This window comes from Streptomyces solicamelliae (genome assembly GCF_045348655.1).
Classification (GTDB): domain Bacteria; phylum Actinomycetota; class Actinomycetes; order Streptomycetales; family Streptomycetaceae; genus Streptomyces; species Streptomyces solicamelliae.
Genome location: NZ_CP160404.1, coordinates 5,041,133 through 5,067,380, shown reverse-complemented (window position 1 = coordinate 5,067,380; position 26,248 = coordinate 5,041,133). Strand labels below are relative to the sequence as shown.

Annotated in this window: 24 protein-coding genes and 1 riboswitch; of the genes, 4 read left to right on the top strand and 20 right to left on the bottom strand. The window is 72.2% G+C overall.

The window, feature by feature from the left end; genetic code table 11:
• Positions 1 to 4: 4 nt before the first annotated feature.
• From ABZO31_RS23710 to ABZO31_RS23675, 8 genes are all read right to left on the bottom strand, one after another.
• Positions 5 to 247: a hypothetical protein gene (locus tag ABZO31_RS23710; protein WP_406863291.1), complete on the bottom strand. Its 243-nt coding sequence runs from the start codon at positions 245 to 247 to the stop codon at positions 5 to 7.
• On the bottom strand, positions 244 to 1,740 hold the full coding sequence (gatA, locus tag ABZO31_RS23705) for an Asp-tRNA(Asn)/Glu-tRNA(Gln) amidotransferase subunit GatA (RefSeq protein ID WP_406863290.1): 1,497 nt from the start codon (positions 1,738 to 1,740) through the stop codon (positions 244 to 246). Before gatA ends, ABZO31_RS23710 begins: the two co-directional genes overlap by 4 nt.
• A gap of 4 nt (positions 1,741 to 1,744) precedes the next feature.
• Positions 1,745 to 2,041, bottom strand: coding sequence for an Asp-tRNA(Asn)/Glu-tRNA(Gln) amidotransferase subunit GatC (gene gatC / locus ABZO31_RS23700; protein ID WP_406863289.1), 297 nt, complete (start codon positions 2,039 to 2,041; stop codon positions 1,745 to 1,747).
• 122 nt (positions 2,042 to 2,163) lie between these two features.
• Positions 2,164 to 4,272, bottom strand: coding sequence for a putative bifunctional diguanylate cyclase/phosphodiesterase (locus tag ABZO31_RS23695; protein ID WP_406863288.1), 2,109 nt, complete (start codon positions 4,270 to 4,272; stop codon positions 2,164 to 2,166).
• Positions 4,273 to 4,505: 233 nt separating this feature from the next.
• Positions 4,506 to 6,692: an NAD-dependent DNA ligase LigA gene (gene ligA / locus ABZO31_RS23690; RefSeq protein WP_406863287.1), complete on the bottom strand. Its 2,187-nt coding sequence runs from the start codon at positions 6,690 to 6,692 to the stop codon at positions 4,506 to 4,508.
• A 15-nt stretch (positions 6,693 to 6,707) separates the two neighbouring features.
• Entirely contained in the window at positions 6,708 to 7,712 is a 1,005-nt protein-coding gene (locus ABZO31_RS23685) for a methionine synthase (RefSeq protein WP_406863286.1), read from the bottom strand.
• Between the two features lie 29 nt (positions 7,713 to 7,741).
• The gene (locus ABZO31_RS23680; protein ID WP_406863285.1) at positions 7,742 to 8,440 is read right to left on the bottom strand and encodes an SDR family oxidoreductase; all 699 of its coding nucleotides are present in this window, start codon (positions 8,438 to 8,440) and stop codon (positions 7,742 to 7,744) included.
• Between the two features lie 17 nt (positions 8,441 to 8,457).
• On the bottom strand, positions 8,458 to 8,997 hold the full coding sequence (locus ABZO31_RS23675; protein ID WP_406863284.1) for a TIGR00730 family Rossman fold protein: 540 nt from the start codon (positions 8,995 to 8,997) through the stop codon (positions 8,458 to 8,460).
• A gap of 91 nt (positions 8,998 to 9,088) precedes the next feature.
• On the opposite strand from ABZO31_RS23675, the gene ABZO31_RS23670 reads away from it, so the two are divergent.
• Positions 9,089 to 9,694, top strand: a complete 606-nt coding sequence (locus ABZO31_RS23670) for an alpha/beta fold hydrolase (RefSeq protein ID WP_406863283.1) — start codon at positions 9,089 to 9,091, stop codon at positions 9,692 to 9,694.
• A gap of 9 nt (positions 9,695 to 9,703) precedes the next feature.
• Here ABZO31_RS23670 and mnmA read toward each other — a convergent pair whose 3' ends face one another.
• Complete coding sequence (gene mnmA / locus ABZO31_RS23665) at positions 9,704 to 10,846, bottom strand: tRNA 2-thiouridine(34) synthase MnmA (RefSeq protein ID WP_406863282.1); 1,143 nt, start codon at positions 10,844 to 10,846, stop codon at positions 9,704 to 9,706.
• Between the two features lie 61 nt (positions 10,847 to 10,907).
• Between mnmA and ABZO31_RS23660 the strand changes: the two genes are divergently transcribed.
• Positions 10,908 to 11,591: an N-acetylmuramoyl-L-alanine amidase gene (locus tag ABZO31_RS23660; RefSeq protein ID WP_406863281.1), complete on the top strand. Its 684-nt coding sequence runs from the start codon at positions 10,908 to 10,910 to the stop codon at positions 11,589 to 11,591.
• Here the strand turns inward: ABZO31_RS23660 and ABZO31_RS23655 are convergent.
• Positions 11,584 to 12,747: a cysteine desulfurase family protein gene (locus ABZO31_RS23655; protein WP_406863280.1), complete on the bottom strand. Its 1,164-nt coding sequence runs from the start codon at positions 12,745 to 12,747 to the stop codon at positions 11,584 to 11,586. The two genes, ABZO31_RS23660 and ABZO31_RS23655, sit on opposite strands and share 8 nt — an antisense overlap.
• A gap of 224 nt (positions 12,748 to 12,971) precedes the next feature.
• Here ABZO31_RS23655 and ABZO31_RS23650 point away from each other — a divergent pair, with 224 nt between their 5' ends.
• Complete coding sequence (locus tag ABZO31_RS23650; protein ID WP_406863279.1) at positions 12,972 to 14,183, top strand: serine hydrolase domain-containing protein; 1,212 nt, start codon at positions 12,972 to 12,974, stop codon at positions 14,181 to 14,183.
• A 13-nt stretch (positions 14,184 to 14,196) separates the two neighbouring features.
• Here ABZO31_RS23650 and ABZO31_RS23645 read toward each other — a convergent pair whose 3' ends face one another.
• The 10 genes from ABZO31_RS23645 to ABZO31_RS23600 form a co-directional block, all read right to left on the bottom strand.
• Positions 14,197 to 15,057: a thioesterase family protein gene (locus ABZO31_RS23645; RefSeq protein ID WP_406863278.1), complete on the bottom strand. Its 861-nt coding sequence runs from the start codon at positions 15,055 to 15,057 to the stop codon at positions 14,197 to 14,199.
• Positions 15,058 to 15,080: 23 nt separating this feature from the next.
• Positions 15,081 to 15,758, bottom strand: a complete 678-nt coding sequence (locus ABZO31_RS23640) for a trimeric intracellular cation channel family protein (protein ID WP_406863277.1) — start codon at positions 15,756 to 15,758, stop codon at positions 15,081 to 15,083.
• Between the two features lie 196 nt (positions 15,759 to 15,954).
• Positions 15,955 to 17,289: an oligopeptide/dipeptide ABC transporter ATP-binding protein gene (locus tag ABZO31_RS23635; protein ID WP_406863276.1), complete on the bottom strand. Its 1,335-nt coding sequence runs from the start codon at positions 17,287 to 17,289 to the stop codon at positions 15,955 to 15,957.
• Positions 17,286 to 18,278: an ABC transporter ATP-binding protein gene (locus ABZO31_RS23630; RefSeq protein ID WP_406863274.1), complete on the bottom strand. Its 993-nt coding sequence runs from the start codon at positions 18,276 to 18,278 to the stop codon at positions 17,286 to 17,288. The genes ABZO31_RS23635 and ABZO31_RS23630 overlap by 4 nt, the downstream gene beginning before the upstream one ends.
• Positions 18,279 to 18,282: 4 nt before the next feature.
• Positions 18,283 to 19,245 (bottom strand): ABC transporter permease, encoded by a 963-nt coding sequence (locus ABZO31_RS23625; protein WP_406863272.1) that lies wholly within the window; start codon positions 19,243 to 19,245, stop codon positions 18,283 to 18,285.
• Positions 19,245 to 20,249 (bottom strand): ABC transporter permease, encoded by a 1,005-nt coding sequence (locus ABZO31_RS23620; RefSeq protein ID WP_406863271.1) that lies wholly within the window; start codon positions 20,247 to 20,249, stop codon positions 19,245 to 19,247. The genes ABZO31_RS23625 and ABZO31_RS23620 overlap by 1 nt, the downstream gene beginning before the upstream one ends.
• A gap of 90 nt (positions 20,250 to 20,339) precedes the next feature.
• Positions 20,340 to 22,007: an ABC transporter substrate-binding protein gene (locus ABZO31_RS23615; RefSeq protein ID WP_406863270.1), complete on the bottom strand. Its 1,668-nt coding sequence runs from the start codon at positions 22,005 to 22,007 to the stop codon at positions 20,340 to 20,342.
• A 228-nt stretch (positions 22,008 to 22,235) separates the two neighbouring features.
• Complete coding sequence (locus tag ABZO31_RS23610) at positions 22,236 to 23,039, bottom strand: enhanced serine sensitivity protein SseB C-terminal domain-containing protein (protein ID WP_406863269.1); 804 nt, start codon at positions 23,037 to 23,039, stop codon at positions 22,236 to 22,238.
• Positions 23,040 to 23,089: 50 nt separating this feature from the next.
• Entirely contained in the window at positions 23,090 to 23,830 is a 741-nt protein-coding gene (locus tag ABZO31_RS23605; protein WP_406863268.1) for an enhanced serine sensitivity protein SseB, read from the bottom strand.
• Between the two features lie 171 nt (positions 23,831 to 24,001).
• Positions 24,002 to 24,664: an AAA family ATPase gene (locus ABZO31_RS23600; RefSeq protein ID WP_406863267.1), complete on the bottom strand. Its 663-nt coding sequence runs from the start codon at positions 24,662 to 24,664 to the stop codon at positions 24,002 to 24,004.
• A 140-nt stretch (positions 24,665 to 24,804) separates the two neighbouring features.
• Positions 24,805 to 24,907, top strand: a riboswitch (glycine riboswitch).
• A gap of 167 nt (positions 24,908 to 25,074) precedes the next feature.
• Between ABZO31_RS23600 and gcvT the strand changes: the two genes are divergently transcribed.
• A complete protein-coding gene (gcvT, locus tag ABZO31_RS23595) occupies positions 25,075 to 26,199 on the top strand; it encodes a glycine cleavage system aminomethyltransferase GcvT (protein WP_406863266.1) in 1,125 nt (374 codons plus the stop codon).
• The last annotated feature ends 49 nt before the right edge of the window (positions 26,200 to 26,248 follow it).

Below are 26,248 nucleotides of genomic sequence, written 5' to 3'. Positions count from 1 at the left end.
CCTCTCAGCCCAGCAGGACGTCGTCGTCGCCCAGGCGCTTCAGCTCGCGGTAGAGGATCGCGAGCCCGGTGACGATGGCGGCGGCGGACACGACGGCGTCGGCGAGCTTCAGCATGTCGTGCTCGTTGCGGGCCTTCTTGGCCTGCTTGTACACGCTGAGGGCGCCGAAGGCGGTGGTGCCGATGGACAGGTACGTGCCGGTCTTGGACTTCTTGAAGCCCTTGGCCTTGGCGAGTGCGTTGCTCACAGCGACGGTGCCTCCTCAAGCAGCGGGTGACCCCAGCGCTCGGTGAAGGCGGCCTCGACTGCGGCACCCACCTTGTACAGGCGGTCGTCCTTCATCGCCGGGGCGATGATCTGCAGACCGACCGGCAGCCCGTCCTCCGGCGCGAGGCCGCAGGGCAGCGACATGGCCGCGTTGCCGGCCAGGTTGGTCGGGATGGTGCACAGGTCCGCGAGGTACATGGCCATCGGGTCGTCGGCACGCTCCCCGATCGGGAAGGCGGTGGTCGGGGTCGTCGGGGAGACGATCACGTCCACCTGGTCGAAGGCCTTCTCGAAGTCCTGCGTGATGAGCGTGCGGACCTTCTGCGCGGAGCCGTAGTACGCGTCGTAGTAGCCGGAGCTGAGCGCGTACGTGCCGAGCATGATGCGGCGCTTCACCTCGGGGCCGAAGCCGGCCTCGCGGGTCAGGGCCGTGACGTCCTCGGCGGACTTGGTGCCGTCGTCGCCGACGCGCAGGCCGTAGCGCATGGCGTCGAAGCGGGCCAGGTTGGAGGAGCACTCCGACGGCGCGATCAGGTAGTACGCGGCCAGCGCCAGGTCGAAGGACGGGCAGTCCAGCTCGACGATCTCGGCGCCCAGCTCCTTGAGGAGGGCGACGGACTCGTCGAAGCGCTGCATGACGCCGGCCTGGTAGCCCTCGCCGCGGAACTGCTTGACGATGCCGACGCGCATCCCGGCCACCGAGCCGTTGCGGGCGGCCTCGACGACCGGCGGGACCGGGGCGTCGATGGACGTCGAGTCGAGCGGGTCGTGGCCGGCGATGACCTCGTGCAGCAGGGCCGCGTCGAGGACCGTGCGGGCGCAGGGGCCGCCCTGGTCGAGGGAGGACGAGAAGGCCACCATGCCGTAGCGGGAGACGCCGCCGTACGTCGGCTTGACGCCGACCGTGCCGGTGACGGCCGCGGGCTGGCGGATGGAGCCACCGGTGTCCGTGCCGATGGCGAGCGGGGCCTCGTACGCGGCGAGGGCCGCGGAGGAACCGCCGCCGGAGCCGCCGGGGATCCGGGTGAGGTCCCAGGGGTTGCCGGTCGGGCCGTAGGCGCTGTTCTCGGTGGAGGACCCCATGGCGAACTCGTCCATGTTGGTCTTGCCGAGGATGACGACGTCGGCCTCCTTGAGGCGGCGCGTCAGGGTGGCGTCGTACGGCGGGATCCAGCCCTCGAGGATCTTCGAACCCACCGTGGTGGGCACGCCCTTCGTGGTGAAGATGTCCTTCAGGGCGAGCGGGACGCCGGCCAGCGGGCCGAGCTTCTCGCCGGCGGCGCGCTTGGCGTCGACGGCGCGGGCCTGCGCCAGCGCGCCTTCGCGGTCGACGTGCAGGAAGGCGTGCACCTTCTCGTCGACGGCCTCGATCCGGGCCAGGTGGGCCTCGGTGACCTCGACGGCCGTGAGCTCGCCGGCGGCGATCTTCGCGGCGATCTCCGCGGCGGTGAGCTTGATGATGTGGTCCGTCATGGTCTTAGTCCTCCCCCAGGATCTGCGGCACCTTGAAACGCTGCTGCTCCTGGGCCGGGGCGCCGGAGAGCGCCTGCTCGGGGGTGAGCGACGGAAGGACCTCGTCCGCGCGCATGACGTTCGTCAGCGGCAGCGGGTGGGAGGTCGGCGGTACGTCTTGGTCGGCGACCTCGGCGACGCGGGCGACCGCGCCGATGATGTCGTCCAGCTGACCGGCGAAGTGATCGAGCTCTTCGTCCCGCAGCTCCAGACGCGCCAGCCGGGCGAGGTGGGCGACCTCCTCGCGCGTGATGCCAGGCATGCAGCGATCCTCAGGGGTGAGTGTGTGTCGTTTGGACCCAATCCTAGGGGGCGGACCCTTCGGGGCACGAAACCGATCCGCCGCCGGCCCCTCGGGGCGGGCGGCGGACGGCGGGCGGGACGTTACTTCACGGCCTGCCCGGAGGGCCGGTCCGCCTCGGCCGGGCGCTCGGCGGAGCGGTGCCAGCCGTGCTCCCCGCGGGCCCGCAGCCAGGCCGTGGTCTCGCCGGGCGGCATCGCGGCGGCCACCAGCCAGCCCTGGACGGCGTCGCAGCCGAGGTCGCGCAGCCGCTCCCAGGTCTCGTCGTCCTCGACGCCCTCGGCGACGACGAGCAGGCCGAGCGAGTGGGCGAGGTCGACGGTGCAGCGGACGATCTCGGCGTCCTCGGTGTCGACGGCGAGCCGGGCGACGAAGGAGCGGTCGATCTTCAGTTCGCTGACCGGGAGGCGGCGCAGGTGGACCAGCGAGGAGTAGCCGGTGCCGAAGTCGTCGAGCGACATCTTCACGCCGTGGCCGGTGAGTCCGGCCAGCGTGTCGGCGGCCCGCTGCGGGTCCTCCAGGAGCACGTGTTCTGTTATCTCCAGCTGGAGCGCGCCGGCGGGCACGCCGTGCCGGGCGAGCCGGGCGGCGACGGCGCCGGCGAAGCCGGGGGTGTGCACGTCGCGGGGCGAGACGTTGACGGCGACGGGGACCTTCAGGCCCTGGGCGCGCCAGCGTGCGACCTGGGCGAGGGCGGTCTCCAGGACGTACTCGGTGAGGTGCGGCATCAGGCCGGAGGACTCGGCGATGGCGATGAACTCGTCCGGCGGGACCTTGCCGCGCTCCGGGTGCACCCAGCGGACCAGGGCCTCGAGGCCGGCGACCTGGCCGTCGAAGCGGACCTTGGGCTGGTAGTGCAGTTCGACCTCGCCGGCGTCCAGGGCACGGCGCAGGTCGCCGAGCAGGCCGAGCCGGTCGGGGGTGTTGGAGTCGCGCTTGGACTCGTACACCTCGACGCCGGTGCGGTCCCGCTTGGCCTGGTACATCGCGACGTCGGCGCGGCGCAGCAGGCCCTCCGCGTCGAGCGCGTGGTCGGGGAAGACCGCGACGCCGGCGCTGGCCTCCAGGACGAGGGTGAGCCCGTCCAGGTCGAGCGGGGAGGAGAGTTCGGCGACGAGGTGCCGGGCGACGCGCTGGGCGCTGGTGGTGGAGTCGGCGACGGGCAGCAGGACGGCGAACTCGTCGCCGCCGAGCCGGGCGGCCTCCGCGCCGCGGGGCAGCGCCAGCTTGAGCCGGTCCGCTATCTGCAGCAGCAGCCGGTCGCCGGCGAGATGGCCGAGCGTGTCGTTGACCGAGCGGAAGCGGTCGAGGTCGATCAGGACGAGGGCGGTGCGGGCGCCTTCTCCTTCGGCCTCCTCCAGGGCCGCCCAGGTGCGTTCGAGCAGCCACTGGCGGTTGGGCAGTCCGGTGAGCGGGTCCTTCAGCTGTTCCTCGGCGCGGGCGCGGGCGATCCAGAGGGTGGAGTCGAGGGCGATCAGCGGGACGGCGAAGAGCGGCAGCAGCACGGGCAGGGAGGCGGCGACCACGCAGATCAGCGGGGCGATGCCGAGCAGGGCGACGGCGACCAGGCCCTGCCGGAGCAGGGCGGTGCGGGCGATGGTGGGCAGCCCGCTGCCCTGGGGGGCGAGCGTGTACCACAGGAGCAGCCGGGTCACCGCGAGGTACGCGCCGGCGGCGAGCGCCACTTCCGGGATGGCCGCGATCCCCCAGTCGAGGGGCTGCCAGGGTTCCTGGACGGTGGGGACGTCTCCGAAGGCGGCGAGGACGAGGGCGGCCATGCCGATGCCGACGACGTCCGCGGCGCCGTGCAGCAGGCCTTGGCGCCAGCGGTTCCGGCGGGCGGCGCTGACGAGGACGACGACGGAGAGGGAGACCAGGCCGGCGGGCACCCAGCCGTACAGCAGCAGGACGGCGAGGGTGAGCGCGGCGCCGGAGCCGGTGCCGCCCCACCAGCGGTCCCGGCCGAGGGCGACGAGGTGTCCGACGACGAGTCCGGTGAGCACGGCGAAGGACCAGCCGGCGACGCCGCCGGGGAAGAGTCCGTGGCCGGTGGTGAGGGCGCGGTAGATGCCGACGGCGAGCACGACGGCGGCGACGCCCGCCAGCGCGGCGCCCGTCGCGGAGCCGAAGCCCGCGTATCCAGCGCGCGCGTGCGGCCGCGGGACCGGGGCGGCACTCTCGGTCGGTTTCATACCCGTCCCTCTCACAGCCGGCGGTGCCGATGCATCGCGATGGCCCGTCGGTCGTCCCTCACGGCTGACATCTCACCACGGAGCCGTGCACGACCACGCGCACGTCTCAACAGTAGGACGCGGAGGGCTCCCACGGGCAGCGCTCTACAGGTCTTGCCCGAATGCGACCCGGCCACCCCTGACGATCTGGTATGCGCCGAACGGGTGAAACCGAGCCGCCTCCGGGCGCCCCGTCAGCCCTCCTCGGGTACCGGCACCGCGGCCTCGCGAGCGGCGTCCGCGCCCTGTTCCAGCAGCACCGCGAAGCCTGCCTCGTCCAGAACCGGAACCTTCAGCTGCATCGCCTTGTCGTACTTGGATCCCGGGTTGTCGCCGACGACCACGAAGTCGGTCTTCTTCGAAACGGAACCGGTCACCTTCGCACCTCGGCTCTGCAGCGCTTCTTTTGCGCCATCCCTGGTGTGGTTCTCCAGGGTGCCGGTGACCACGACGGTCAGTCCCTCGAGCGGCCTCGGGCCCTCGTCCTCGCCGGCGCCCGCGTCCTCGAGGCTCACACCGGCGGCACGCCACTTGCGCACGATCTCGCGGTGCCACTCCTCCTCGAACCACTGCTTCACCGCGGTGGCGATGATGCCGCCGACGCCGTCGACCGCCGCCAGCTCCTCCTCGGTGGCCTGCTCGATGCGCTCCAGGGAGCGGAACTCGCGGGCCAGCGCCTGGGCGGCGACGGGGCCGACGTGGCGGATCGACAGGCCGTTGAGGAAGCGGGCCAGCGGGCGCTGCTTGGCGGCCTCGATGTGCTCCAGCATGGCCAGCGCGTTCTTCTTCGGCTCGCCCTTCTGGTTGGCGAAGACCGAGACGATCTTCGGCGCACCGGTCTTCGGGTCCCGCTTGGGCAGTCCGCTGTCCTGGTCGAGCACGTACGCCTTGATGGGCAGCAGCTGCTCGATCGTCAGGTCGAACAGGTCGCCCTCGTCGACGAGCGGCGGCTCGGCCGGCTCCAGCGGGCGGGTGAGCGCCGCCGCCACCACCCCGCCGAAGTTCTCGATGTCCAGGGCCTCGCGCCCGGCGAGGTAGGTGACCCGCTCCCGCAGCTGCGCCGGGCACGTCCGCGCGTTGGGGCAGCGCAGATCGATGTCGCCCTCCTTCATGGCCCGCAGCGGCGTGCCGCACTCCGGGCACTCGGCCGGCATCACGAACTCCCGCTCCGTGCCGTCCCGCAGGTCCACCACCGGGCCGAGGATCTCCGGGATCACGTCGCCGGCCTTGCGCAGCACCACGGTGTCGCCGATGAGCACGCCCTTGGCCTTCACCACGTCCTGGTTGTGCAGGGTGGCGAACTCGACCTCGGACCCGGCCACGGTGACCGGCTCGACCTGCGCGTACGGGGTGACGCGCCCGGTCCGGCCGACGCCGACCTTGATGTCGACGAGCTTGGTGTTGACCTCCTCCGGCGGGTACTTCCAGGCGATCGCCCAGCGTGGCGCGCGCGCCGTGGAGCCCAGCCGGCCCTGGAGCGGGATCTCGTCCAGCTTCACGACCACGCCGTCGATCTCGTGCTCGACGGAGTGACGGTTCTCCCCGAAGTACCGGATGAACTCACGCACGCCCTCCAGGGAGTCCACGACCTTGTTGTGCCGGGCGGTCGGCAGGCCCCACTCGTGGAGCAGTTCGTACGCCTCGGAGAGCCGGGCGATGTGCAGGCCGTCGCGGGCTCCGAGACCGTGCACCACCATGCGCAGCGGCAGCGTGGCGGTGACCCGGGGGTCCTTCTGGCGCAGCGAACCCGAGGCGGAGTTGCGCGGGTTGGCGTACGGCTGCTCACCGGCGGCGACCCGGCGGGCGTTGAGCTCCTCGAACTTCTCCATCGGGAAGTAGACCTCGCCGCGGATCTCCACGAGGTCCGGGATCCGGTCGCCCTTCAGACGGTCCGGAATGCCCTGGATCGTCCGGGCGTTGGGCGTGATGTCCTCGCCCGTGGTGCCGTTGCCCCGGGTGGCGGCCCGGGTCAGCCGGCCCTTCTCGTACGTGAGGTTGACCGCGAGGCCGTCGACCTTCAGCTCGCACAGGAAGTGGTACCCGGACGCGCCGACGTCACGGGCCACGCGCTCCGCCCAGGCGGCCAGCTCCAGGTCGTCGAAGGCGTTGTCGAGCGAGAGCATGCGCTCGCGGTGGTCGACCTTCGTCAGACCGGTCTCGTAGTCCCCCGCGACCTTCTGCGTCGGCGAGTCCGGCGTGCGCAGCGCCGGGTATTCCTCCTCCAGGGCCTCGAGCGCGCGCAGGAGTCTGTCGAACTCCGCGTCGCTGATGACCGGCTGGTCCTTCACGTAGTACCGGAAGCGGTGCTCCTCGACCTGCTCGGCAAGCTGTACGTGCCGCTCCCGTGCCTCGGCGGGCAGGGCCCCCTGTTCGACAGCCACCGTTTCGTCCTCCCGTTACTCAGGGTTGTCCGCGAGCGATCTCGCCGCCCGGACGCAGTGGGCGAGCGCCGCCCGGGCATAAGCGGGCGAAGCACCCGCGAGCCCGCACGTGGGAGTGATCACGACGGACTCGGCCAGAGTCCCCGGATTCAGCCCCAGCCTGCGCCACAGCGTCCTGACACCCATGACGCTACCGCCCGGGTCTGACAAAGCCTCGCCGGTGGACGGCACCACGCCCGCGAACAGCTTCGTCCCGGCCTCCACGGCCTCGCCGATCGGTTCCTCGTCACGGTCCGTGAGGAGCCCGAAATCGAACGAGACGCCCGCCGCGCCGGCCCGCCTCAGCAGCCCGAACGGCACGCCGGGGGCGCAGGAATGGATCACCACCGGGCCGTCGTGCACGCCAAACACCTCGCGCAGCGTGCTCTCCACGAGCTGCCGGTCGACGGCGCGGTACGTGCGGTAGCCGCTGGCGGTACGGACCTGTCCGCGCAGTACGGCGGTGAGCGAGGGCTCGTCGAGCTGGAGCACCGGCCGGGCGCCGGGCACGCGCTTGCGCAGCTCCGCGAGGTGGCCGCGCAGGCCCTCGGCGAGCGAGCCCGCGAGGTCGCGGCAGGCGCCGGCGTCGCCGAGCGCGGCCTCGCCGCCGCGCAGCTCCAGGGCGGCGGCGAGCGTCCACGGCCCCACGGCCTGGACCTTGAGCGGGCCCTCGTACCCCTGCGTGAACTCCTCCAGGGCGTCGAGGTCCTCGCCGAGCCAGGAGTGGGCGCGCCGGGTGTCGCGGCCGGGCCGGTCGCTGATCCGCCAGCCGCTCGGCTCGACATGCGCGTACATCTCGACGAGCAGCCCGATCGTCCGCCCGATCATGTCGGCGCCGGGTCCACGGGCCGGCAGCTCGGCGAGGAACGGGAAGTCCTCGAAGGTGCCGGTGACGGTCTTGGCGGCCTCGCGGGCGTCGCCGCCGGGCATGGACCCGACGCCGGTCGCGGGCCCCCAGGTGAAGTCGGTCGTCTCGCTCACCCGGGAAGCCTACGCGGACGGCTCCACCGCTACCTGCCCGGACGGACCGTCAGGTCGTTGATCTCGGCGTCGCGCGGCAGGTCGATCGCCGTGACGATGGTGGTGGCCACCGACTCGGGGTCGATCCAGCGGGAGGCGTCGTACTCCTTGCCCTCCTGGCGGTGCACCTTCGCCTGCATCGGGCTGGCGGTGCGGCCCGGGTAGACGGAGGTGACGCGGACGCCGTTGCCGTGCTCCTCCTGGCGCAGCGAGTCGGCGAGCGCCTTGAGGCCGTGCTTGGAGGCGGCGTAGGCGCTCCACTGGGCGTGCGCGGTGAGCCCGGCGCCGGAGTTGACGAAGACCACGTGGCCCTGGGAGACGCGGAGCTGGGGCAGGAAGTGCCGGGTCAGCTCGGCGGGGGCGACGAGGTTGACGTTCAGCTGGTGGTGCCAGGTCTTCGGGGTGAGGTCGCCGACCTCGCCGAGTTCGACGACGCCCGCGATGTGCAGCAGCGTGTCGATCCGCTCGGGCAGGCTCTGGTGGGAGAACGCCCAGGACAGCCGGTCCGGGTCGGCGAGGTCCCCGACGAGGGTGCGGGAGCCGGGGAACTGCGCCGCGAGCTCCTTGGCGCGGCCCGCGTCCCGGGCGTGCAGCACCAGTTCGTCGCCGCGCGCGTGCAGGCGGCGGGCGACCGCTGCGCCGATGCCGGAGCCGGCTCCGGTGATCACATGAGTAGTCATGCCCGTCATGCTCGCACCAGCGGGCGCTACTGAACGCCCGCACTCTCCTCGAGGTACGCGAGGGCCGCGACGCCGTCCTCGGCGAAGAAGACCAGGTCGGTGAGCGGCAGCGGCAGGAAGCCCTCCGCGTCCATCCGCCGGAACTGCTCCTTCAGACCGTCGTAGAACCCGGCCGTGTTGAGCACGACCACGGGCTTGGCGTGCTTGCCGTGCTTCTTCAGCTCCAGCACGTCGGTGGCCTCGTCGAGCGTGCCGGTGCCGCCGACCATGACCACGATCGCGTCCGACTTCTCCAGGAGCAGCGCCTTGCGCTCGGCGAGGTCCTTGGCGGTGATCATCTCGTCGGCCTGCTTGCGGGCCTTGTGCGCCAGAAAGTCGACCGAGACGCCGACGAGCCGGCCGCCGGACTCCTGCACGCCGTCCGCGACGAGCTTCATCAGGCCGACGTCCGAGCCGCCCCAGACGAGGGTGTGGCCGCCCTTGCCGAGCAGTTCGGCGAATTCGCGGGCCGGGCGGGTGTAGCGCTCGTCGAGGTCGGCGGCGGAGAGGAAGACGCAGATGTTCATGCCCCCACCGTAGGCCCTGCCTCCGACAGGGCTTCGGCGAATTTCTTCCGGACACCGATGAGTTCCGTCCGCGGCTCCGGTCTGCCCTGCCATGGACGAGGTGAACTCCACGCTGAGCAGGTCCCGGGGACGGGTCAGGGCGGCGGACGGCACGCGGATCCCGTACGAGCGCTACGGGGAGGGGCCGCCGCTGGTCCTGGTCGGGGCGCCGGGCACGGCGGAGGCGGAGCGGCCGCTGGCCGGTCTGCTCGCGGCGCGGCACGCGGTGGTCGTGTACGACCGGCGGAGCCACAACAGCGGCAGCGGCGACGGCGCGGCATCCGACGTGCGGCGCGAGATCGAGGACCTGGCCGCGCTGCTCGACGCCCTGGGAGGAGCCGCGGCGGTGCACGGCACGCCGTCCGGCGCGGCCCTGGCGCTCGCGGCGGCGGCCGCGGGGCTGCCGATCACCCGCCTGTCGGTGTACGAGCCGCCGGCGCCGGGCGACGGGCCGCTGCCGGAGGCGCTGCCGGCGCGGATACGCCTGCGCGTCCTCGTGGTGGACGGCGGGGCGAGCCCGGCGGAGGTGCGCGAGGCGGCGCTGGCCGTGGCCGCCGCGCTCCCCCGGGGCCGGCACCGCACGCTCACCGGGCAGACACGGCAGGTCGCCCCGCACGTGCTGGCGCCGGTGCTCGCGGACTGGCTGGCGGAGGACTGACCCCTCGTCCTACGCGGGCGTGGGCGCCGGGCGGCGGACGGTGCTCGCGATCGTGGCGGAGCCGACGACGCGGGTGCCGTCGTAGAGCACGATGGCCTGGCCCGGGGCGACGCCGCGGACCGGCTCGCCGAAGGAGACCTTCAGCTCGCCGTCCACCAGCTCGGCGGTCACCTCGGTCTCGCCGCCGTGCGCACGCAGCTGGGCGGTGTACGTGCCGGGGCCACCCTCGGGGGCGGCGCCGCACCAGCGGGGCTTGATCGCGGTGAGCCCGGTGACGTCGAGCGCCTCGGCGGGGCCGACGGTGACGGTGTTGTTCACCGGGGAGATGTCGAGCACGTAGCGCGGCTTGCCGTCCGCGGCGGGGTGGCCGATCCGCAGGCCCTTGCGCTGGCCGATGGTGAAGCCGTACGCGCCCTCGTGGGTACCGACCTTGGTGCCGGACTCGTCGACGATGTCACCCTCCGCCTTGCCCAGGCGGGAGGCGAGGAAGCCCTGGGTGTCGCCGTCGGCGATGAAGCAGATGTCGTGGCTGTCGGGCTTCTTGGCGACGGCGAGGCCGCGGCGCTCCGCCTCGGCGCGGATCTCGTCCTTGGTGGTGAGGGTGTCGCCGAGCGGGAACATGGCGTGGGCGAGCTGCTTCTCGTCCAGCACGCCGAGCACGTACGACTGGTCCTTGGCCATGTCGCTGGCGCGGTGCAGCTCGCGGCCGCCGTCCTCGGTCAGCACGACCGTGGCGTAGTGGCCGGTGCAGACCGCGTCGAAGCCGAGCGCGAGGGCCTTGTCGAGCAGCGCGGCGAACTTGATCTTCTCGTTGCAGCGCAGGCAGGGGTTGGGGGTGCGGCCGGCCTCGTACTCGGCGACGAAGTCGTCGACGACGTCCTCGCGGAAGCGCTCGGCGAGGTCCCAGACGTAGAACGGGATGCCGATCACGTCGGCGGCGCGGCGGGCGTCGCGGGAGTCCTCGATGGTGCAGCAGCCGCGGGCACCGGTGCGGAAGGACTGCGGGTTCGCCGACAGCGCCAGGTGCACGCCGGTGACGTCGTGCCCGGCGTCCGCGGCGCGGGCGGCGGCGACGGCGGAGTCCACTCCGCCGGACATGGCGGCGAGGACGCGAAGGGGGCGCTGGGGGGTCGGCTGGCGAGTCTCAGTCATAGCCCTCCCAGGGTACGGGTCCGTGGGAACCCCGGTCGCGTGAGTAAGCGTTCTCGATCACATGGGCAGTGAGAAGCAGGGCAGGGCGCGGCAGCGCGGGGTGGGGCGGCGCGCGGTGCTGCTCGGTGGCGGGGCGGCGCTGGTGGGCACGGCGGTGCTGGCGCGGGACGAGCTGCGGCGGGCGTGGTGGCGGCTGCCGGGCACGCAGAAGAAGCGGGTCGAGGGCGAGCTGGACCACAAGGGCGCGGTGTGGACGTCGGCGGCCCGGGCGAACTGGCGGCGGGCGGACCGGCCCGACGACTACGGGATCGACCGGGTGGTGATCCATGTGGTGCAGGGCAGCTACGCCACGGCCCTGAAGGTGTTCAAGAACCCCGGGCACGGGGCGGCGACGCATTACGTGGTCGGCAAGGACGGCCGGATCGCGCAGCTGATCCGGGAGCTCGACGTGGCGTTCCACGCGGGGAACCGGGACATGAACGAGCGCAGCGTCGGCATCGAGCACGAGGGCTTCGTGGACCGCCCCGAGGGCTTCACACCGGCGATGTACGCGGCGTCGGCGGCGCTGACGGCCGGGATATGCGCCCGGTACGGCATCCCCGTGGACCGGGAGCACATCATCGGCCATGTGGAGGTCGAGGGCACCGACCACACGGACCCGGGCCCGCACTGGGACTGGGACCGGTACATACCCCTGGTGCGGGCGGCGCGGGCGAAGTTGGGCCAGGGCCCCGCCGTCAGCTGAGGCCCGCCGTGCGCGCGCGTTCCACCGCGGGGCCGATGGCCTGCGCGACCGCCGCCACGTCCTCCTCGGTGGAGGTGTGGCCGAGGGTGAAGCGGAGGGTGCCGCGGGCCAGGTCCGGGTCGACGCCGGCCGCGAGGAGGACGTGGCTGGGCTGGGCGACGCCGGCGGTGCAGGCGGAGCCGGTGGAGCACTCGATGCCGGCCGCGTCCAGGAGCAGCAGCAGCGAGTCGCCCTCGCAGCCCGGGAAGGTGAAGTGGGCGTTGGCGGGCAGCCGGTCGACGGGGTCGCCGCCGAGGATCGCGTCCGGGACGGCGTCCCGTACGGCCGCGACCAGCTCGTCGCGGAGCGCGCCGACCTCGCGGGCGTACGTCTCGCGGCCCTCGGCGGCGAGCCGGCCCGCGACGGCGAAGGCGGCCACGGCGGGCACGTCGAGGGTGCCGGAGCGGACGTGGCGTTCCTGCCCGCCGCCGTGCAGCACGGGCACGGGGCTGTACTCGCGGCCGAGGAGCAGCGCGCCGATTCCGTACGGGCCGCCGATCTTGTGGCCGGAGACGGTCAGCGCGGCGAGTCCTGAGGCGGCGAAGTCGACCGGGACCTGACCGAAGGCCTGGACCGCGTCGGCGTGCAGCGGTACGTCGAACTCGGCGGCGACGTCGGCGAGTTCGCGGACCGGCATGAGCGTGCCGATCTCGTTGTTCGCCCACATCACGGTGGCGAGGGCGACGGACCCGGGGTCGCGGGCGATCGCCTCGCGCAGCGCCTCGGCGTGCACCCGCCCGTACCGGTCGACGGGCAGGTACTCGACGGTGGCGCCCTCGTGCGTGCCCAGCCAGTCGACGGCGTCGAGCACGGCGTGGTGCTCGACGGGGCTGGCCAGCACGCGGGTGCGGCGGGGGTCGGCGTCCCGGCGGGCCCAGTACAGGCCCTTCACCGCGAGGTTGTCGGCCTCGGTGCCGCCGGAGGTGAGGACCACCTCGCTGGGGCGCGCGCCGAGCGCGGCGGCGAGGGTCTCTCTGCCCTCCTCCACGACGCGCCGGGCGCGCCGCCCGGCCGCGTGCAACGAGGAGGCGTTGCCCGTCACGGCGAGCTGGGCGGTCATCGCCTCGATCGCCTCCGGAAGCATCGGAGTGGTCGCGGCGTGGTCGAGGTAAGCCATGGTGGGTCGATTCTACGAGCCCGGCGCGGGCCCCTCGGCTTCCCCCTGGCCGGTTCCCGCCCCACCGGGCGGGGTCAGGGCCACCTGGGGCGACGCCCGGGCTCCGATCGAGTGGACTCGGCGGGCCCGGAGCCGGGGCGGGGCTCCGGCCGGGGGCGCGGGTGGTGATCTGACGTCCGTTTCTCCGATCGGAGAAGCCCCTCCGAGAAAAAGGCGTCCCCGTCATGCGACGTGCTCGTACCCGCCGTCCGTTCGCCGCCGCGGTGCTCGTGGCGTCCGTCCTCGCGCCGCTGGCGACGGCCCCCGCCACCGCCGTGCCGTCCGGCGCGCCCTCCGCCCTGCCCGCCGCGGCGCGTGCCGACTGTCCGCCGGACGGCGGGCTGGGGCCCGAGCTGACCGCGCGGCTCGACAAGGCGATCGAGGACGTCCGCGTCCAGGCCGGCATCCCCGGGGTCGTCGCCGGGGTGTGGATGCACGGCAAGGGCAGCTACGTACGGGCGACCGGCGTCGCGAACACCGCCACCCGCGAGCCGATGTCCGCACGCGGCCTGGTGCGGATCGGCAGCGAGACCAAGACGTTCACCGTGACGGCGCTGCTGCAGCTCGTGGACCAGGGGCGGATCGGGCTCGACGACCCGATCGCGAAGTACGTCGACGGCGTCCCGAACGGGGCGAACATCACACTGCGCCACCTCGCCGAGATGCGCAGCGGCCTGTTCCCGTACACCGCCGACGCGGACTTCACGCGGGCGTTGCTGAGCGACCCGCAGCGGTACTTCACACCGCGGGAGGTGCTGGCGTACGGGTACCGTCACGACAACACCTTCGACCCCGGTGCGCAGTTCCAGTACTCGAACTCCAACCTGGTCCTGCTCGGGCTCGTGATCGAGAAGGTCACCGGTCAGCGGCTCGCCGACGTGATCCACAAGCGGGTGCTGCGGCCCTCCGGGCTGCACCGCACGCTCTTCCCCCGCGGGCCCGAGTTCCCCGAGCCGCACCCGCGGGGCTACACCGACCAGACGCTGAGCGGTGCGGTCGAGGACGCCACGGACTGGAACCCCAGCTGGGCGTGGGCGGCCGGCGCGATGATCTCGGACCTGCAGGATCTGCGCCGCTGGGCCGAGGTTCTGGCCACCGGGAAGCTGCTCAGCCCCGAGACCCAGGCGCAGCGCATGAAGACCCTGCCGACGGGCTTCCCCGGCACCACGTACGGCCTCGGCATCCTCGAGACCAGCGGCTGGATCGGGCACAACGGCTCGATCCCGGGGTACGAGACGGTGACGGTTTATCTGCCGTCGAAGAAGGCCACGCTGGTGCTGATGCTCAACACCGACGTGCGCACCGGGGGGCAGGAGCCGTCCACGCTGCTGGCCCGGGCGGTGACGCAGGTGATCACCCCGGACAACGTGTACGACAGCTCCGTCACCCCGCGCTGACCTCGGCCGTCCGTCAGCTCCGCGGGGCGCGGGCCAGCTGGCGGGACTGGGCGACGAGACGGTCCGCGCTGTCCCAGACCTCGGCGTCCTCCTCCAGGAAGCCGCCGGCCAGGTTGCGGGTGGTGATCGAGACCCGCAGCGGGCCGGGGGCCGGGCGGCAGCGGATGTGGGTGGTGAGCTCGACGGTCGGCGTCCAGCCCTTCAGGCCCAGCTCGAACGAGGTGGGCGGCAGGGCGTCGACCGTCAGCAGCAGGGACAGCGGGTCGGCGTCGCGGCCGTCGGCGAGGCCGAACCAGGCACGCATCTCGCCCTTGCCGGACGGGGCGCCGATCGCCCAGCCGACGGTCGCCGGGTCGAGCTTGATGTCCAGCCGGTCGGTGATCGCGGAGGAGCCGGGGATCGCCGGCCGGGCCGGGCCGTCGGACGGCCCGAAGCACTGCTCGCGCGGCGGGATCGCCGGGGGCGTGGCGGTGGTGCGGACCTCGTCCGGGAGCGCGTCGAGGTCTCCGTACGAGGCGAGCACGCGGATGCGCTCGACCTCGGTGCCGTCCTCGGCGTACTGGAACAGCGACGCCTGCCCGGTGGAGAGGGTGCGGCCGGTGCGCACGACCTGCGTGCGGACGACGGCCGGGCCGGGGACGGACGGGGTCAGATAGTGCGCGGAGACCGAGAACGGGTCCGGGTGCGGCAGGGCGTCGCCGAGGGCGCGGCCCAGGAGGGCGAGCAGGTAGCCGCCGTTGACGGCGTGGATGATCGTCCAGCCGGCCGAGAGTTCGGCGTCGTACACGCCGGGCTCTCGAAGGGTGACGGCGGTGTCGCGGTCGAATTCGCTCGCGCCGATGCGTGCCGGGGTCGCCTGAGCTGCCTGTGCCATGTCTTGCACGGTACAACAAGTAACTACTGAGCGGTAGCTTTTTCGAGCTCCTCACGGGCGTTGGACCGGCGGTTCCAGGCGCGCGGGGCGCGCCAGTGGTAGCGCATGGCGAGGAGCCGGAGCGCGAAGGCGGTCAGCACCGCGAGGCCGCTGGTCAGGGCGTTCAGCACGTCGAGGCGGATGAAGATCACGACCATGGTCGCGCCCACGATCGCCGGTACGGCGTACAGGTCGCGGTCCCAGCGGAGCAGCGAGGGCACCTCGTTGGCGAGCACGTCGCGCAGCACACCGCCGCCGACGGCGGTGGCCAGGCCCATCGCGGCGGAGGCGGTGAGGCCGAGGCCGTAGTCGTACGCCTTGGTGGCGCCGGTGACGCAGAACAGGCCGAGCCCGGCGGCGTCGAAGACGTTCACCCCGGTCTGGATGCGCTCGACCTCCGGGTGGAGGAAGAAGACGATGGCGGTCGCGGCGAGCGGGGTCACGAAGTACCCGAGGTCCGTGAACGCGGCCGGCGGGACGGCGCCGATGACCAGGTCCCGGAAGAGTCCGCCGCCGAGGGCCGTGACCTCGGCGAGCACGGCGATGCCGAAGACGTCGAAGTTCTTCCGTACGGCGAGCAGGGCGCCGGAGATGGCGAAGACGAAGATCCCGACGAGATCGAGCGAGTGCTGGACGGACGGGGTGAACAATTCGTGGAACACCGCCCCATTGTGACGGTGCGCGACGGAAAGACCGCCTCAGCCCGCCTCAGGCACGGCGGACGCGCCAGAGCCGTACCGCCGTACCGGGCCGGGAAGGCGCCGACGGCGCTGCGGAAGCCGGGCCGGACGCGGGTGACGCGAAAGAAGAAGGCCCGCCTCCCCCGGCCGGACGGCACGGGGGAAGCGGGCCCGGGGGTCACTTGCCGGCAGCCTCGGGGGCCGCATCGTCGCCGGCGTCGGCCTTCACGGCCTCGGACTCGGCGGGCTCGGACGTGTCCGCCTCACCCTGCGCGGCCTCGGAGTCGGCCGTGGCGGACTCGTCCGCCTCGGAGTCGGCGGCCTCGGCCTGCACGGCCTCGGGCTCGGCAGCCGTCGAGTCGGCCGGCTCGGAGTCGTCCGTCGAAGCCGCCTCGGGCGCCTCGACGTCCGCGGCAGCCTCGGCCTCCGCAGAGTCTTCGGCCTTCGCGAGAGCCACCGCGTCCGCCGGCTCCGCCTGGGCCGGAACGGTCACCTTCGCCGGCTCGCCCTCCCGGACCAGCGTGCCCTCGTGGATCTCGCGGGCGAAGTGGCAGGCGACCTTGTGGCCGTTGCCGACGTCCGTGAGGGCCGGGCGGTCCGTGGCGCAGAGGGTGTCCTGCTTCCACGGGCAGCGGGTGTGGAAGCGGCAGCCGGCCGGCGGGTTCGCCGGGGACGGGAGGTCGCCGTGCAGCAGGATGCGCTCACGGCGCTCCTCGACCTCCGGGTCCGGGACCGGCACCGCGGACATCAGCGCCTTGGTGTACGGGTGCATGGGCTCCGCGTACAGCGCGTCGCTCGGCGCCTCCTCGACCAGCGAGCCGAGGTACATCACGCCGATGACGTCCGAGATGTGCCGCACCACCGCCAGGTCGTGGGCGATGACCAGATAGGTCAGGCCCATCGACTCCTGGAGCTCCTCAAGGAGGTTGATCACCTGGGCCTGGATGGAGACGTCCAGGGCGGAGACCGGCTCGTCGCAGATGATGACGTCCGGCTCCAGGACCAGCGCCCGCGCGATGCCGATGCGCTGGCGCTGACCGCCGGAGAACTCGTGCGGGTAGCGGGACAGGGCGTTCCCCGGCAGACCCACCTTCGCGAGGATCTCCTTGATCTTCTCGCGCCGCTCGTCCTGGTTCGCCCCGATCCCGTGCGCGGCCATGCCCTCGCTCAGGATCGACTCGATGTTCTGGCGCGGGTTGAGGCTGCCCAGCGGGTCCTGGAAGACCATCTGGAGCCGCCGCCGGAAGGAACGCAGGTCCTTCTCCGACAGCTTCGCCACGTCCGTGCCGTCGAGCACGACCGAGCCGTCCGTGACGTCGACGAGGCGCAGGACCGCGCGCCCCAGCGTCGTCTTGCCGCAGCCCGACTCGCCGACCAGGCCGTACGTCTGGCCCGCCTCGACCGACAGCGAGATGCCGTCGACCGCGTAGACGTGGCCGACCGTGCGGTCGAAGAGGACGCCCTTGCGGACGGGGAAGTGGACCTTCACTCCGTCGAGTTCGAGCAGGCTCATGCCGGGACCTCCGTCGTGGCCAGGACCGGGTTGGCACAGCGGGCGCGGTGTCCGGCCTCGCGGGGTTCGGTCAGTTCGGGCGTGCCGGTCAGGCACTCCAGTTCGTACCGGTCGCAGCGCGGCGCGAAGGCGCAGCCGTCGGCCCAGGCGATCTGGTCGTTGATGGACCCGCGAATGGGCCGCAGCGGCTCGCCGCGCGGGGCGTCGAGCCGGGGGATGGAGCCGAGCAGCCCGTGGGTGTACGGGTGCGTCGGGTGGGCGAACAGCTCGCGCCGGCCGGCCGATTCGACGACCTTGCCCGCGTACAGCACGTTCACCTGGTCGCACAGGCCGGCGACGACACCCAGGTCGTGGGTGATCATCAGCAGCGCGGTGCCCTCCTGGTCGACCAGGTCCTTGAGCAGTTCGAGGATCTGGGCCTGGATGGTGACGTCCAGCGCGGTGGTCGGCTCGTCGGCGATGAGCAGACGCGGCGCGCAGGCCACCGCCATGGCGATGAGCGCACGCTGCCGCATGCCGCCGGAGAGCTGGTGCGGGTACTCCTTCAGGCGCCGGTCCGGGTCGGGGATGCCGACCCGGTCGAGCAGCTGGGCGGCCTCCTTGCGGGCGGCCTCGCCCTTCATGCCCCGGTGCCGCTGGAGGATCTCGGTGACCTGGACGCCGATGGGGACGACCGGGTTCAGCGAGGACAGCGGGTCCTGGAAGATCATCGCCAGGTCGCGTCCGCGCATGTCGCGCATCTTGCCCGGGCTGAGCTTCAGCAGGTCGGTGCCGTCGAAGTCGGCCCGGCCGCCGAGCGTGACGCCCTTGCCCGGGAGCAGGCCCATCAGGGCGAGCGAGGTGACGGACTTGCCGCAGCCCGACTCGCCGACCAGGCCCACGACCTGGCCCTGGTCGACGCTGAAGGAGACGCCGTTGACCGCCCGGACGTCCTTGCGGCCGCGGCCGCCGAAGGTGACGGTCAGTTCGTCCACGGTGAGCAGTGGCATGACATCAACCTCGCAGCTTCGGGTCGAGGGCTTCGCGCATGGCCTCGCCGAGCAGGGTGAAGCCGAGGGCCGTGATGATGATGCCGACCGCCGGATACACGGACATCATGGGCGCGTTGTCGAAGAAACGCTGTGCCTGGGAGAGCATGACGCCCCACTCCGGCACCGCCGGGTCGGGGTTGCCGAGTCCGAGGTACGACAGCGCGGCCGCCTCGATGATGGCGGTGGCCAGGCTCAGCGTGGCCTGGACGATCACCGGGCTCAGCGAGTTCGGCATGATCTGGGTGAGCACGATCCGGCGCTTGCGGATACCGAGCGCCCGCGCGGCGAGCACGTAGTCGCTGCCGCCCTGGGCGAGCATCGAACCGCGCAGCAGACGCGCGAAGACCGGCACCTGCACCACACCGACGGCGATCATCACGGTGGTGAGGGACTGGCCCATCACCGCGGCGATGGACACCGCGAGCAGCAGCGACGGCAGCGCCAGCATGATGTCGGTGACACGCATGATGACGGAGTCGATCCGCCGGCCGGTGCGCCCGCCGAGCGTGGCGGCGGCGCCGGAGACTGCGCCGACGACCGCGCCCGCGATCAGACCGATCAGCATGGAGACGACGCCGACGAGCAGGGTCTGGCGGGCGCCCACGAGGAAGCGGGAGAACATGTCCCGGCCCAGGTGGTCGAGGCCGAACCAGTTCTCGGCGCGCGGGCCGACGAACTTGCCCTGGTTGGGGAAGACTTCGCCGCGCCAGATCTGGGCGGTGGGCCCGTGCGGCGCGACCCACGGGCCGACGACGGCGACGACGACGAACAGCGCGATGACCACGGCGCCGATGACGGCCATCTTGCTGGACCGCAGCCGGCGGAACGCCTCGCGCCACAGGCTGGCGCCGCTGGAAGTCTCGGACTTCGCCGTGAGTTCGGCGAGCCGGTCGAGCTTCGACGTGTTGGTGGATACCAGGCTCATCAGTGCACCCGCACCCTCGGATCGATGACGCTGTACGCGAGGTCCACCAGAAGGTTGATCAGCACGTACACCATCGCGATGAACATGATGAAGCCGACGAGTACCGGGTAGTCGCGGGCGTCGATGGCGGTACGGATGAAGGAGCCGATGCCGCCGAAGGAGAACACCGACTCGGTGAGCACGGCGCCGGACAGCAGGCTGCCGGTGAGCAGGCCGACGGCGGTGACGACGGGCAGCATCGCGTTGCGCAGGATGTGCCGGCCGCGCACCACGCGGCGCTCCAGGCCCTTGGACTCGGCGGTGCGGATGTAGTCCTCGCCGAGGACCTCCAGGACGCTGGCGCGGGTCATCCGGACGATGACGGCGAGCGGGATGGAGGACAGGGCCAGGGCGGGCAGCACCAGGTGCATCAGCGCGTCCCACGAGGCGTCGAACTCACCGGTGAGCACGCCGTCGAGGACGGCGAAGCCGGTCACCTCGGTGGCGTCGAGACCGGTGGACATGCGGCCGAAGCTGGGGAAGAGGCCGAGCTCGACGGCGAAGATGCCCTTGAGCAGCAGGGCGAGGAAGAAGACCGGGATGCAGATGCCGAGCAGCGAGCCCGACACCGATGCCACGTCGAGCCAGCCGCCGCGCTTGCGGGCCGCCAGGTAGCCGAGCGGGATGCCGACGGCGGTGGCGAGCAGCATGGCGGCGAGGCTGAGCTCCACCGTGGCCGGGAAGCGCAGCACGAACTCGTCCCAGACGGGCTGCCCGGTCTGCACCGAGGTGCCCAGGTCGAGTTCGAAGAGTCGCTTGAGGAACCGTCCGTACTGGACGTAGAGCGGCTGGTCGAGTCCCAGCGCGCGGTTGATACGTGCCACATCGGCTTCGGTCGCCCGCTCGCCCAGGATCGCTGAGGCGGGTCCGCCGGGCAGTCGGTTCAGCCAGACGAACAGCAGAACCGACAGGCCGAGCAGGGTGGGTATGAGCTGGAGAAGTCGTCGTACGACGAGTCGCAACACCCCGCGTGCCCCTTTCTTGCGTGGAGGGTGGATGCGCGGACGCCCGGTCACGAGAGGAACGCGTGACCGGGCGGACCGCTTACGGGTGTGTTACTTGAAGGAGACCTCGGCGAAGTTCTCCTGCGTCAGCGGGGAGACCTTCGGCGGGTTGACGTCCTTGCCGAACGCGATGGCCGGCGGCGAGGAGGACAGCGGGAGACCGGGCAGGTACTCCATGATCGTCTCGTTGGCCTTCTTGTACAGGTCGGTGCGCTTGGTCGGGTCGCCCTGGAGCGAGCCGGCCTTCACCGCGGCGAAGACCTTGTCGTCCTTGAAGCCCCACTGCTTGTCGTACTCGGCGAACCAGGTGCCGATGAAGTTGTAACCGTCGTTGAAGTCACCGGTCCAGCCGAGCATGTGCAGGGCGCAGGAGCCGGCCTCGGTGGCGTCCAGGTAGTCCGGGTTCCACTTCATCGGCTTCGGGGTGACCTTGACGCCGGCCTTCTCGAGGTCGGCCTTGATCAGCTCGAAGATGTCCTGCGGGGCCGGCATGTACGGCCGGGTGACCTCGGTCGGGTAGCAGAACTCGATCGAGAGGGCGCTCTCGCCGGCGGAGGCGAGGAGCTGCTTGGCCTTGGCCGTGTCGAAGTTGTACTTCTTCACGTTCTCGGAGAAGCCGGCGATCGTGTCCGGCATGAACTGCGTCGCGACCTTGCCGCCCTCGGGCAGCTGGGTCTTGACGATGTTCTCGCGGTCGATGGCGTGCGCGATGGCCTGGCGGACCGCGGGCTTCTTCAGCGCCGGGTTCTTCTCCTGCGACATGCCGACGTACAGCAGGTTGAAGACGTCGCGGGTCGGCACCTTGAAGCCGGCGCCCTCGAGGGTCTTGATGTCGGCGGGCGCGACCAGGTCGTAGCCGTTGATGTCACCGGCCTGCAGCGCCTGACGGCGGCCGTCCTCGGTGTCGATCGTGCGGAAGACCAGGTTCTTGACCTTGGCCTTCTCGCCCCAGTAGTCGTCGAAGCGGGTCAGGCTGACTTCCTTGTTGCCCTTGTTCCACTTCGTGATCTTGTACGGGCCGGTACCGGCGACCAGGCCGGCCTCCTGGCTGTACTTGGGGTACGTGATGGCGTCGCCCTTGGCGGTCGCCGCCTGCTTCGCGTACTCCTTGAGGGCCTTCGGCGAGTGGATCGCGAGGGCCTGCAGCGAGAAGCCGCCGGGCAGGTTGGCGGAGGGCTCGAGGACCTCGATGACCGCCGTGCTGTCGTCCTTGACGGTGCAGGACTTGTAGTTCGGCTTGGGGGCTTCCTTGTCCTCGTTGGTCTTGAAGCCGCCCATGATGGTCTGCCAGTAGTAGGAGACCGCGCTCGACTGGTAGGTGCCCTTCCAGTTGAACCAGTGGTCGTAGTTCGCGCAGACCGCGGAGGCGTCGAACTTCTCGCCGTCGTGGAACTTCACGCCCTTGCGCAGGTTGAACGTCCAGACCGTTCCCGCGGGGTTGCTGGACCACTTCTCCGCGAGGCCGCCGACGAGCTTGCTGCCGCCCGACTCGTGCTCCAGGAGCGCCTCGAAGGCCTGTCGGGTGACCCGGAAGGTCTCGCCGTCACTGGCGAGGGCCGGGTCGAGGGAGGCCGGGTCACCGGGGGCGCCGAACACGAACGTGTCCTTGGCACCGCCCTTGTCGCCGTCCCCCCGCTCGCTCGCGCACCCGGTGGCTATGAGGCCGACCGTGAGGGCCGCCGTCAAAGCCCGGGTCGCCCGGGACTTGAATATTCGCATGGGTCCACCCCTGGCTCGCCATACTGCGTGGTCTTGACCGGGCGAACGCTACTGGCGAGTGACAGCGCAGAGAACAGTCCGCATAGCGGTGATATCAAGCTGAGACCCGGACAGTTGGCAAATCGGTCCGATGCAGGACATCGCAGCGTTCGGCGCCCGAAAGCGGAGCCAAAACCTCAGCTCGGCAGGGGGTTTTCGGCCGGGGGCGGGGCACCGCCGGCCGGGGTCTCAGCGCGGCGGCGCGGGCGGGTAGCCGTAGCCCGGCTGGTGAGACGCGCCGCCGCCGTGGGCCTCGCGGTCGTAGAACGGCCGGGCGGAGGCGTGCAGCCACATCGAGACGGGGTCGAACGTGTCGGACATGGCGACGGTGGAGACGGGCAGCCCGTCGGGCACGGCGGTCACGGACTGGCGCATCATCGCCCGCACGGACTCGACGGAGGCCGGCGAGGTGTCGTACAGATCGAGCCCGATGGCCAGGTACGGGGAGCCGAGCACCGGCTGCACCCAGGCGCGGCGCAGCGAGCGGACGGCGGGGGTGCGGTGCGCGTTCTGGGTGAGCAGGGCGTAGAACTGCGGGAGTTCGAGGGCGGGTTCGGAGAGCCGCAGGGGTCCGGCGGGCATCCGGTCCAGGCCGGTGGCGATGCGGCGCAGATCGGCCCAGGGGATGCCGACGCCGCCGCCGGGGGCGTGCGGGTTCAGCCAGATGCCCCAGCGGTCGGGGTAGAGGGCGCGGGCGATGTCCCGGCCGGTGACGACCTCGTGGTCGCGGGTCCAGCCGGAGGCGGCCAGCTCCTGGGCGGAGGTGACGCAGGGCGCGTAGCCGAGGCCGTCGACCTGCATGTTCCCGTACTGGGCGTCGGGGGCGCCCGGCCGGCCGTGCCACAGCAGCATCCACAGCTGCTCGCCGGCGAGGGCGCCGAGGAGCGCCTCGTACGCGTCGTAGCGGCCGGGAGCGACCTGGCGCAGCAGGTGTTCGACCTGACCGCCGGCCTGCCCGGTCCGGCCGGCCGCAGCGTCGCGCGACGCACTCACCCTGGGTTCCGCCCCTCTTCCGTCTGCTTCCGTCTGCCGTTCGGCTTCGATTATGCGTACACGCGCTGGTAGAAGGGCCGCACCCTCGCCAGCATCCAGTCGGCCACGGGGTCCTGCGCGACGTCGAGCAGGACGATGTTCACCGGCCAGCGGACCGGAGTCCGGCCGAGGGCCCGGCCGAGCGCGTCGAGAGGGGCGTCGCGGTCGACGCCGTCGTACACGGAGAGCTGGACGCCGACGAAGAGCGCGGGCTCGCCGCCCTCGACGCGGGCGAGGGCGCGGCGGGCGGTGGTGACGCTGCCGAGGGCCTCGAACTCGGCGGCCGCGGCGGAGAGGAAGTCGACCGGGTCGTCCTGCCAGTCGGGCTCGTAGAGCGTGACCCGGCCGCCGGTGGCGGGGCCGTCGAGGGCGCTGCGGCCGGTGCGGCAGAGTTCGGCGACGGCGGGCGGGGGCAGCGGCACGCCGACGGTGCCGCCCGGGTTCACGGCGAGGCCGAGCTGCGGGGGCAGTCCGCGGGCGAAGTCGCGGGCGGGGGCGACGGTGTACGACATGTGGGTGCCGACGCAGGCCAGGAACTGCTGCTCGGAGCTGAAGACGGGCACGTACGCGGCGCCGCCGATCTCCACGGTCGGCAGGTCGAGGGAGGTGCTCTCGGGGCCGCCGCCCTCCGGCAGGGGCACCCACACGTGGCTGCGCCCGAGGACCTCGACGAGCCGGGCCCCCGCGTCAGGGGCGCCGAGCGCGGCAGCGAGCGTCTCCTCCAGCTCGTTGCCCGGCCATGCGAAGTCCACGTTCTTCCCTTTCAGCGCCGCTTCCTGCGGGCACCTTAACGTCGCGGACCGACAGCGCGGGCATGCTGCCCCCGATTCGGACGCCGTGACTTCTCCCACCAGGACCGCGCCCAGCGGCGGAGGGTTGCACTCCGCTTTCCGGGCAGGTCAGGGCGTCGCCGCCGGGGCGGGTCAGTGCGCCGGGCGGAAGGCGATCAGGCGCAGGGCCGTGGCGGCGGGCCGGTCGAGCAGAGTGGTGGTGGCGCAGCCGGCCGGCGGGCGCTGTGCCTCGGCGGCGGCGAGCAGCCGGCCGACGGCGTGGCGGTGCCGGGTGAAGGCGTACCCGGACACGCCCCGGCCCCGGTCGCGCTGGCCCTCGCGGGCGACCTCGGGGGTGACGTCGAGCAGGACCAGGTGCAGGGAGCGGCCGCGGCGGCGGGCCTCCCGGGCCAGCCAGCGGCGGACCCAGGCCTGCGTGCCGCAGTCGTGGACGACCACGCTCCGGCCGGAGCGCAGGGCGGAGCGCAGTCCCGCGTAGTGCGCCACGCGTACCAGGGGGCGGTAGACGGCGTACGGCAGAAAGCCCGGCATCTTCGCTTCCCAGCGCTCACGCACGTCCTGCGAGTCGATGGCCCGGCCCTCGGCCGTACGCCGGATGAGCGTCGACTTTCCGCTGCCGGGGAGTCCGGAGACGACCACCACGTCGCCCTCCGCGAAGGCGAGCACGCGTGGCCCGCGGCCGTCCCGCTGGCGCAGATCGCGCAGCACGGGCACCGCCCGCCGGGCGGCTCGCTGCACCCGCTGGGCCGGTATGCCCGTTCCTGTCGCCATCGCTCCGGTTCGCTGCCAGGTCATGCGTCACTCCCCCTGCCGGGTCTGTAGGACCCTTGCCCACAAAGTGTAAAGAGACGGTAATGAGGCACAAGCGATTTGCCGATGAGATCCCGCATGCAATGATGTGCGCGCCAAGCGCACACAACCACATACCGGCCGCTCGAATCCGCGCGGGAGAGTCCTGGACCGGAGCAATCCGGACCGGGCGCCGAAGGAGCAAGACCCTCCCTTGAATCTCTCAGGCCCCGATACCGCGTGGATGAGGCAGATCTGAAAAGCGGGCCGCGTCGTCGCGGTCCCACCCAAGGTGCAAGCCGGGGATGCCCCCGGTGAACCTCTCAGGTTCCATGACAGATGGGGAGGAAGTCCTCACCCGTCATGCACCGGCCGTGCCCTGCACGCCACGCCCCCTGGAACCGGGAGCCATCCAGATGAGCACCGCCCCCCGCCAGACCGCCCTCGATGCGCTGCATCGTTCGCTGGGCGCCACCATGACCGACTTCGCCGGCTGGGACATGCCGCTGCGGTACGCCAGCGAGCGCGACGAGCACAACGCCGTGCGCACCAAGGCCGGTCTCTTCGACCTGTCGCACATGGGCGAGATCACGGTCACCGGCCCGCAGGCCGTCGAGCTGCTCGACCACGCCCTGGTCGGCAACATCTCGACGGTGGGCGTCGGCCGCGCCCGCTACACGATGATCTGCCAGGAGGACGGCGGCATCCTCGACGACCTGATCGTCTACCGCCTCGGCGAGACGGAGTACATGGTCGTCGCCAACGCCTCCAACGCCCAGATCGTCCTCGACGCCCTCGTCGCCCGCTCCGGGGGCTTCGACGCCGAGGTCCGCGACGACCGCGACGCGTACGCGCTGCTCGCCGTGCAGGGTCCGGAGTCCCCCGGCATCCTCAAGCAGCTCACCGACGCCGACCTGGACGGCCTGAAGTACTACGCCGGCCTGCCCGGCACCGTCGCCGGCGTCCCCGCGCTGATCGCCCGCACCGGCTACACCGGCGAGGACGGCTTCGAGCTGTTCCTGAAGCCGGAGCACGCCGAGGGCGTCTGGAAGGCGCTCACCGAGGCCGGCGCGCCCGTCGGCCTCGTGCCCTGCGGCCTGTCCTGCCGCGACACGCTCCGCCTGGAGGCGGGCATGCCGCTGTACGGGCACGAGCTGACCACCTCGCTGACCCCCTTCGACGCCGGTCTCGGCCGGGTCGTGAAGTTCGAGAAGACGACCAACGACGGCCGCTTCGTCGGCCGCGAGGCGCTGGAGAAGGCCGCCGAGCGCGCCGAGACCGCCCCGCCGCGCAAGCTGGTCGGCCTGATCGCCGAGGGCCGCCGGGTGCCCCGCGCCGGCATGCAGGTCGTCGTCGCCGGCGAGGTCGTCGGCGAGGTCACCTCCGGCGCCCCGTCCCCGACGCTCGGCAAGCCGATCGCCATGGCGTACGTCGACGCGGCGCACGCCGAGCCCGGCACCCCCGGCGTCGGCGTGGACATCCGCGGCACGCACGAGCCGTACGAGGTCGTGGCGCTCCCGTTCTACAAGCGCCAGAAGTGACACTGAGCACGTCTCGTCCCGCACCCACTCCCCCGTTCACCAGCACTCC

Bases quoted from the DNA above. Each gene is read 5' to 3' on its own strand.
- ABZO31_RS23675 (WP_406863284.1), bottom strand. From the start codon at position 8,997: ATGAACATCTGCGTCTTCCTCTCCGCCGCCGACCTCGACGAGCGCTAC.
- ABZO31_RS23660 (WP_406863281.1), top strand. From the start codon at position 10,908: ATGGGCAGTGAGAAGCAGGGCAGGGCGCGGCAGCGCGGGGTGGGGCGG.
- ABZO31_RS23655 (WP_406863280.1), bottom strand. From the start codon at position 12,747: ATGGCTTACCTCGACCACGCCGCGACCACTCCGATGCTTCCGGAGGCG.
- ABZO31_RS23645 (WP_406863278.1), bottom strand. From the start codon at position 15,057: ATGGCACAGGCAGCTCAGGCGACCCCGGCACGCATCGGCGCGAGCGAA.
- ABZO31_RS23625 (WP_406863272.1), bottom strand. From the start codon at position 19,245: ATGAGCCTGGTATCCACCAACACGTCGAAGCTCGACCGGCTCGCCGAA.
- ABZO31_RS23615 (WP_406863270.1), bottom strand. From the start codon at position 22,007: ATGCGAATATTCAAGTCCCGGGCGACCCGGGCTTTGACGGCGGCCCTC.
- ABZO31_RS23680 (WP_406863285.1), bottom strand. From the start codon at position 8,440: ATGACGGGCATGACTACTCATGTGATCACCGGAGCCGGCTCCGGCATC.
- gcvT (WP_406863266.1), top strand. From the start codon at position 25,075: ATGAGCACCGCCCCCCGCCAGACCGCCCTCGATGCGCTGCATCGTTCG.
- ABZO31_RS23600 (WP_406863267.1), bottom strand. From the start codon at position 24,664: ATGACCTGGCAGCGAACCGGAGCGATGGCGACAGGAACGGGCATACCG.
- gatC (WP_406863289.1), bottom strand. From the start codon at position 2,041: ATGCCTGGCATCACGCGCGAGGAGGTCGCCCACCTCGCCCGGCTGGCG.
- ABZO31_RS23670 (WP_406863283.1), top strand. From the start codon at position 9,089: ATGGACGAGGTGAACTCCACGCTGAGCAGGTCCCGGGGACGGGTCAGG.
- ABZO31_RS23630 (WP_406863274.1), bottom strand. From the start codon at position 18,278: ATGCCACTGCTCACCGTGGACGAACTGACCGTCACCTTCGGCGGCCGC.
- ABZO31_RS23635 (WP_406863276.1), bottom strand. From the start codon at position 17,289: ATGAGCCTGCTCGAACTCGACGGAGTGAAGGTCCACTTCCCCGTCCGC.
- ABZO31_RS23695 (WP_406863288.1), bottom strand. From the start codon at position 4,272: ATGAAACCGACCGAGAGTGCCGCCCCGGTCCCGCGGCCGCACGCGCGC.
- mnmA (WP_406863282.1), bottom strand. From the start codon at position 10,846: ATGACTGAGACTCGCCAGCCGACCCCCCAGCGCCCCCTTCGCGTCCTC.
- gatA (WP_406863290.1), bottom strand. From the start codon at position 1,740: ATGACGGACCACATCATCAAGCTCACCGCCGCGGAGATCGCCGCGAAG.
- ABZO31_RS23650 (WP_406863279.1), top strand. From the start codon at position 12,972: ATGCGACGTGCTCGTACCCGCCGTCCGTTCGCCGCCGCGGTGCTCGTG.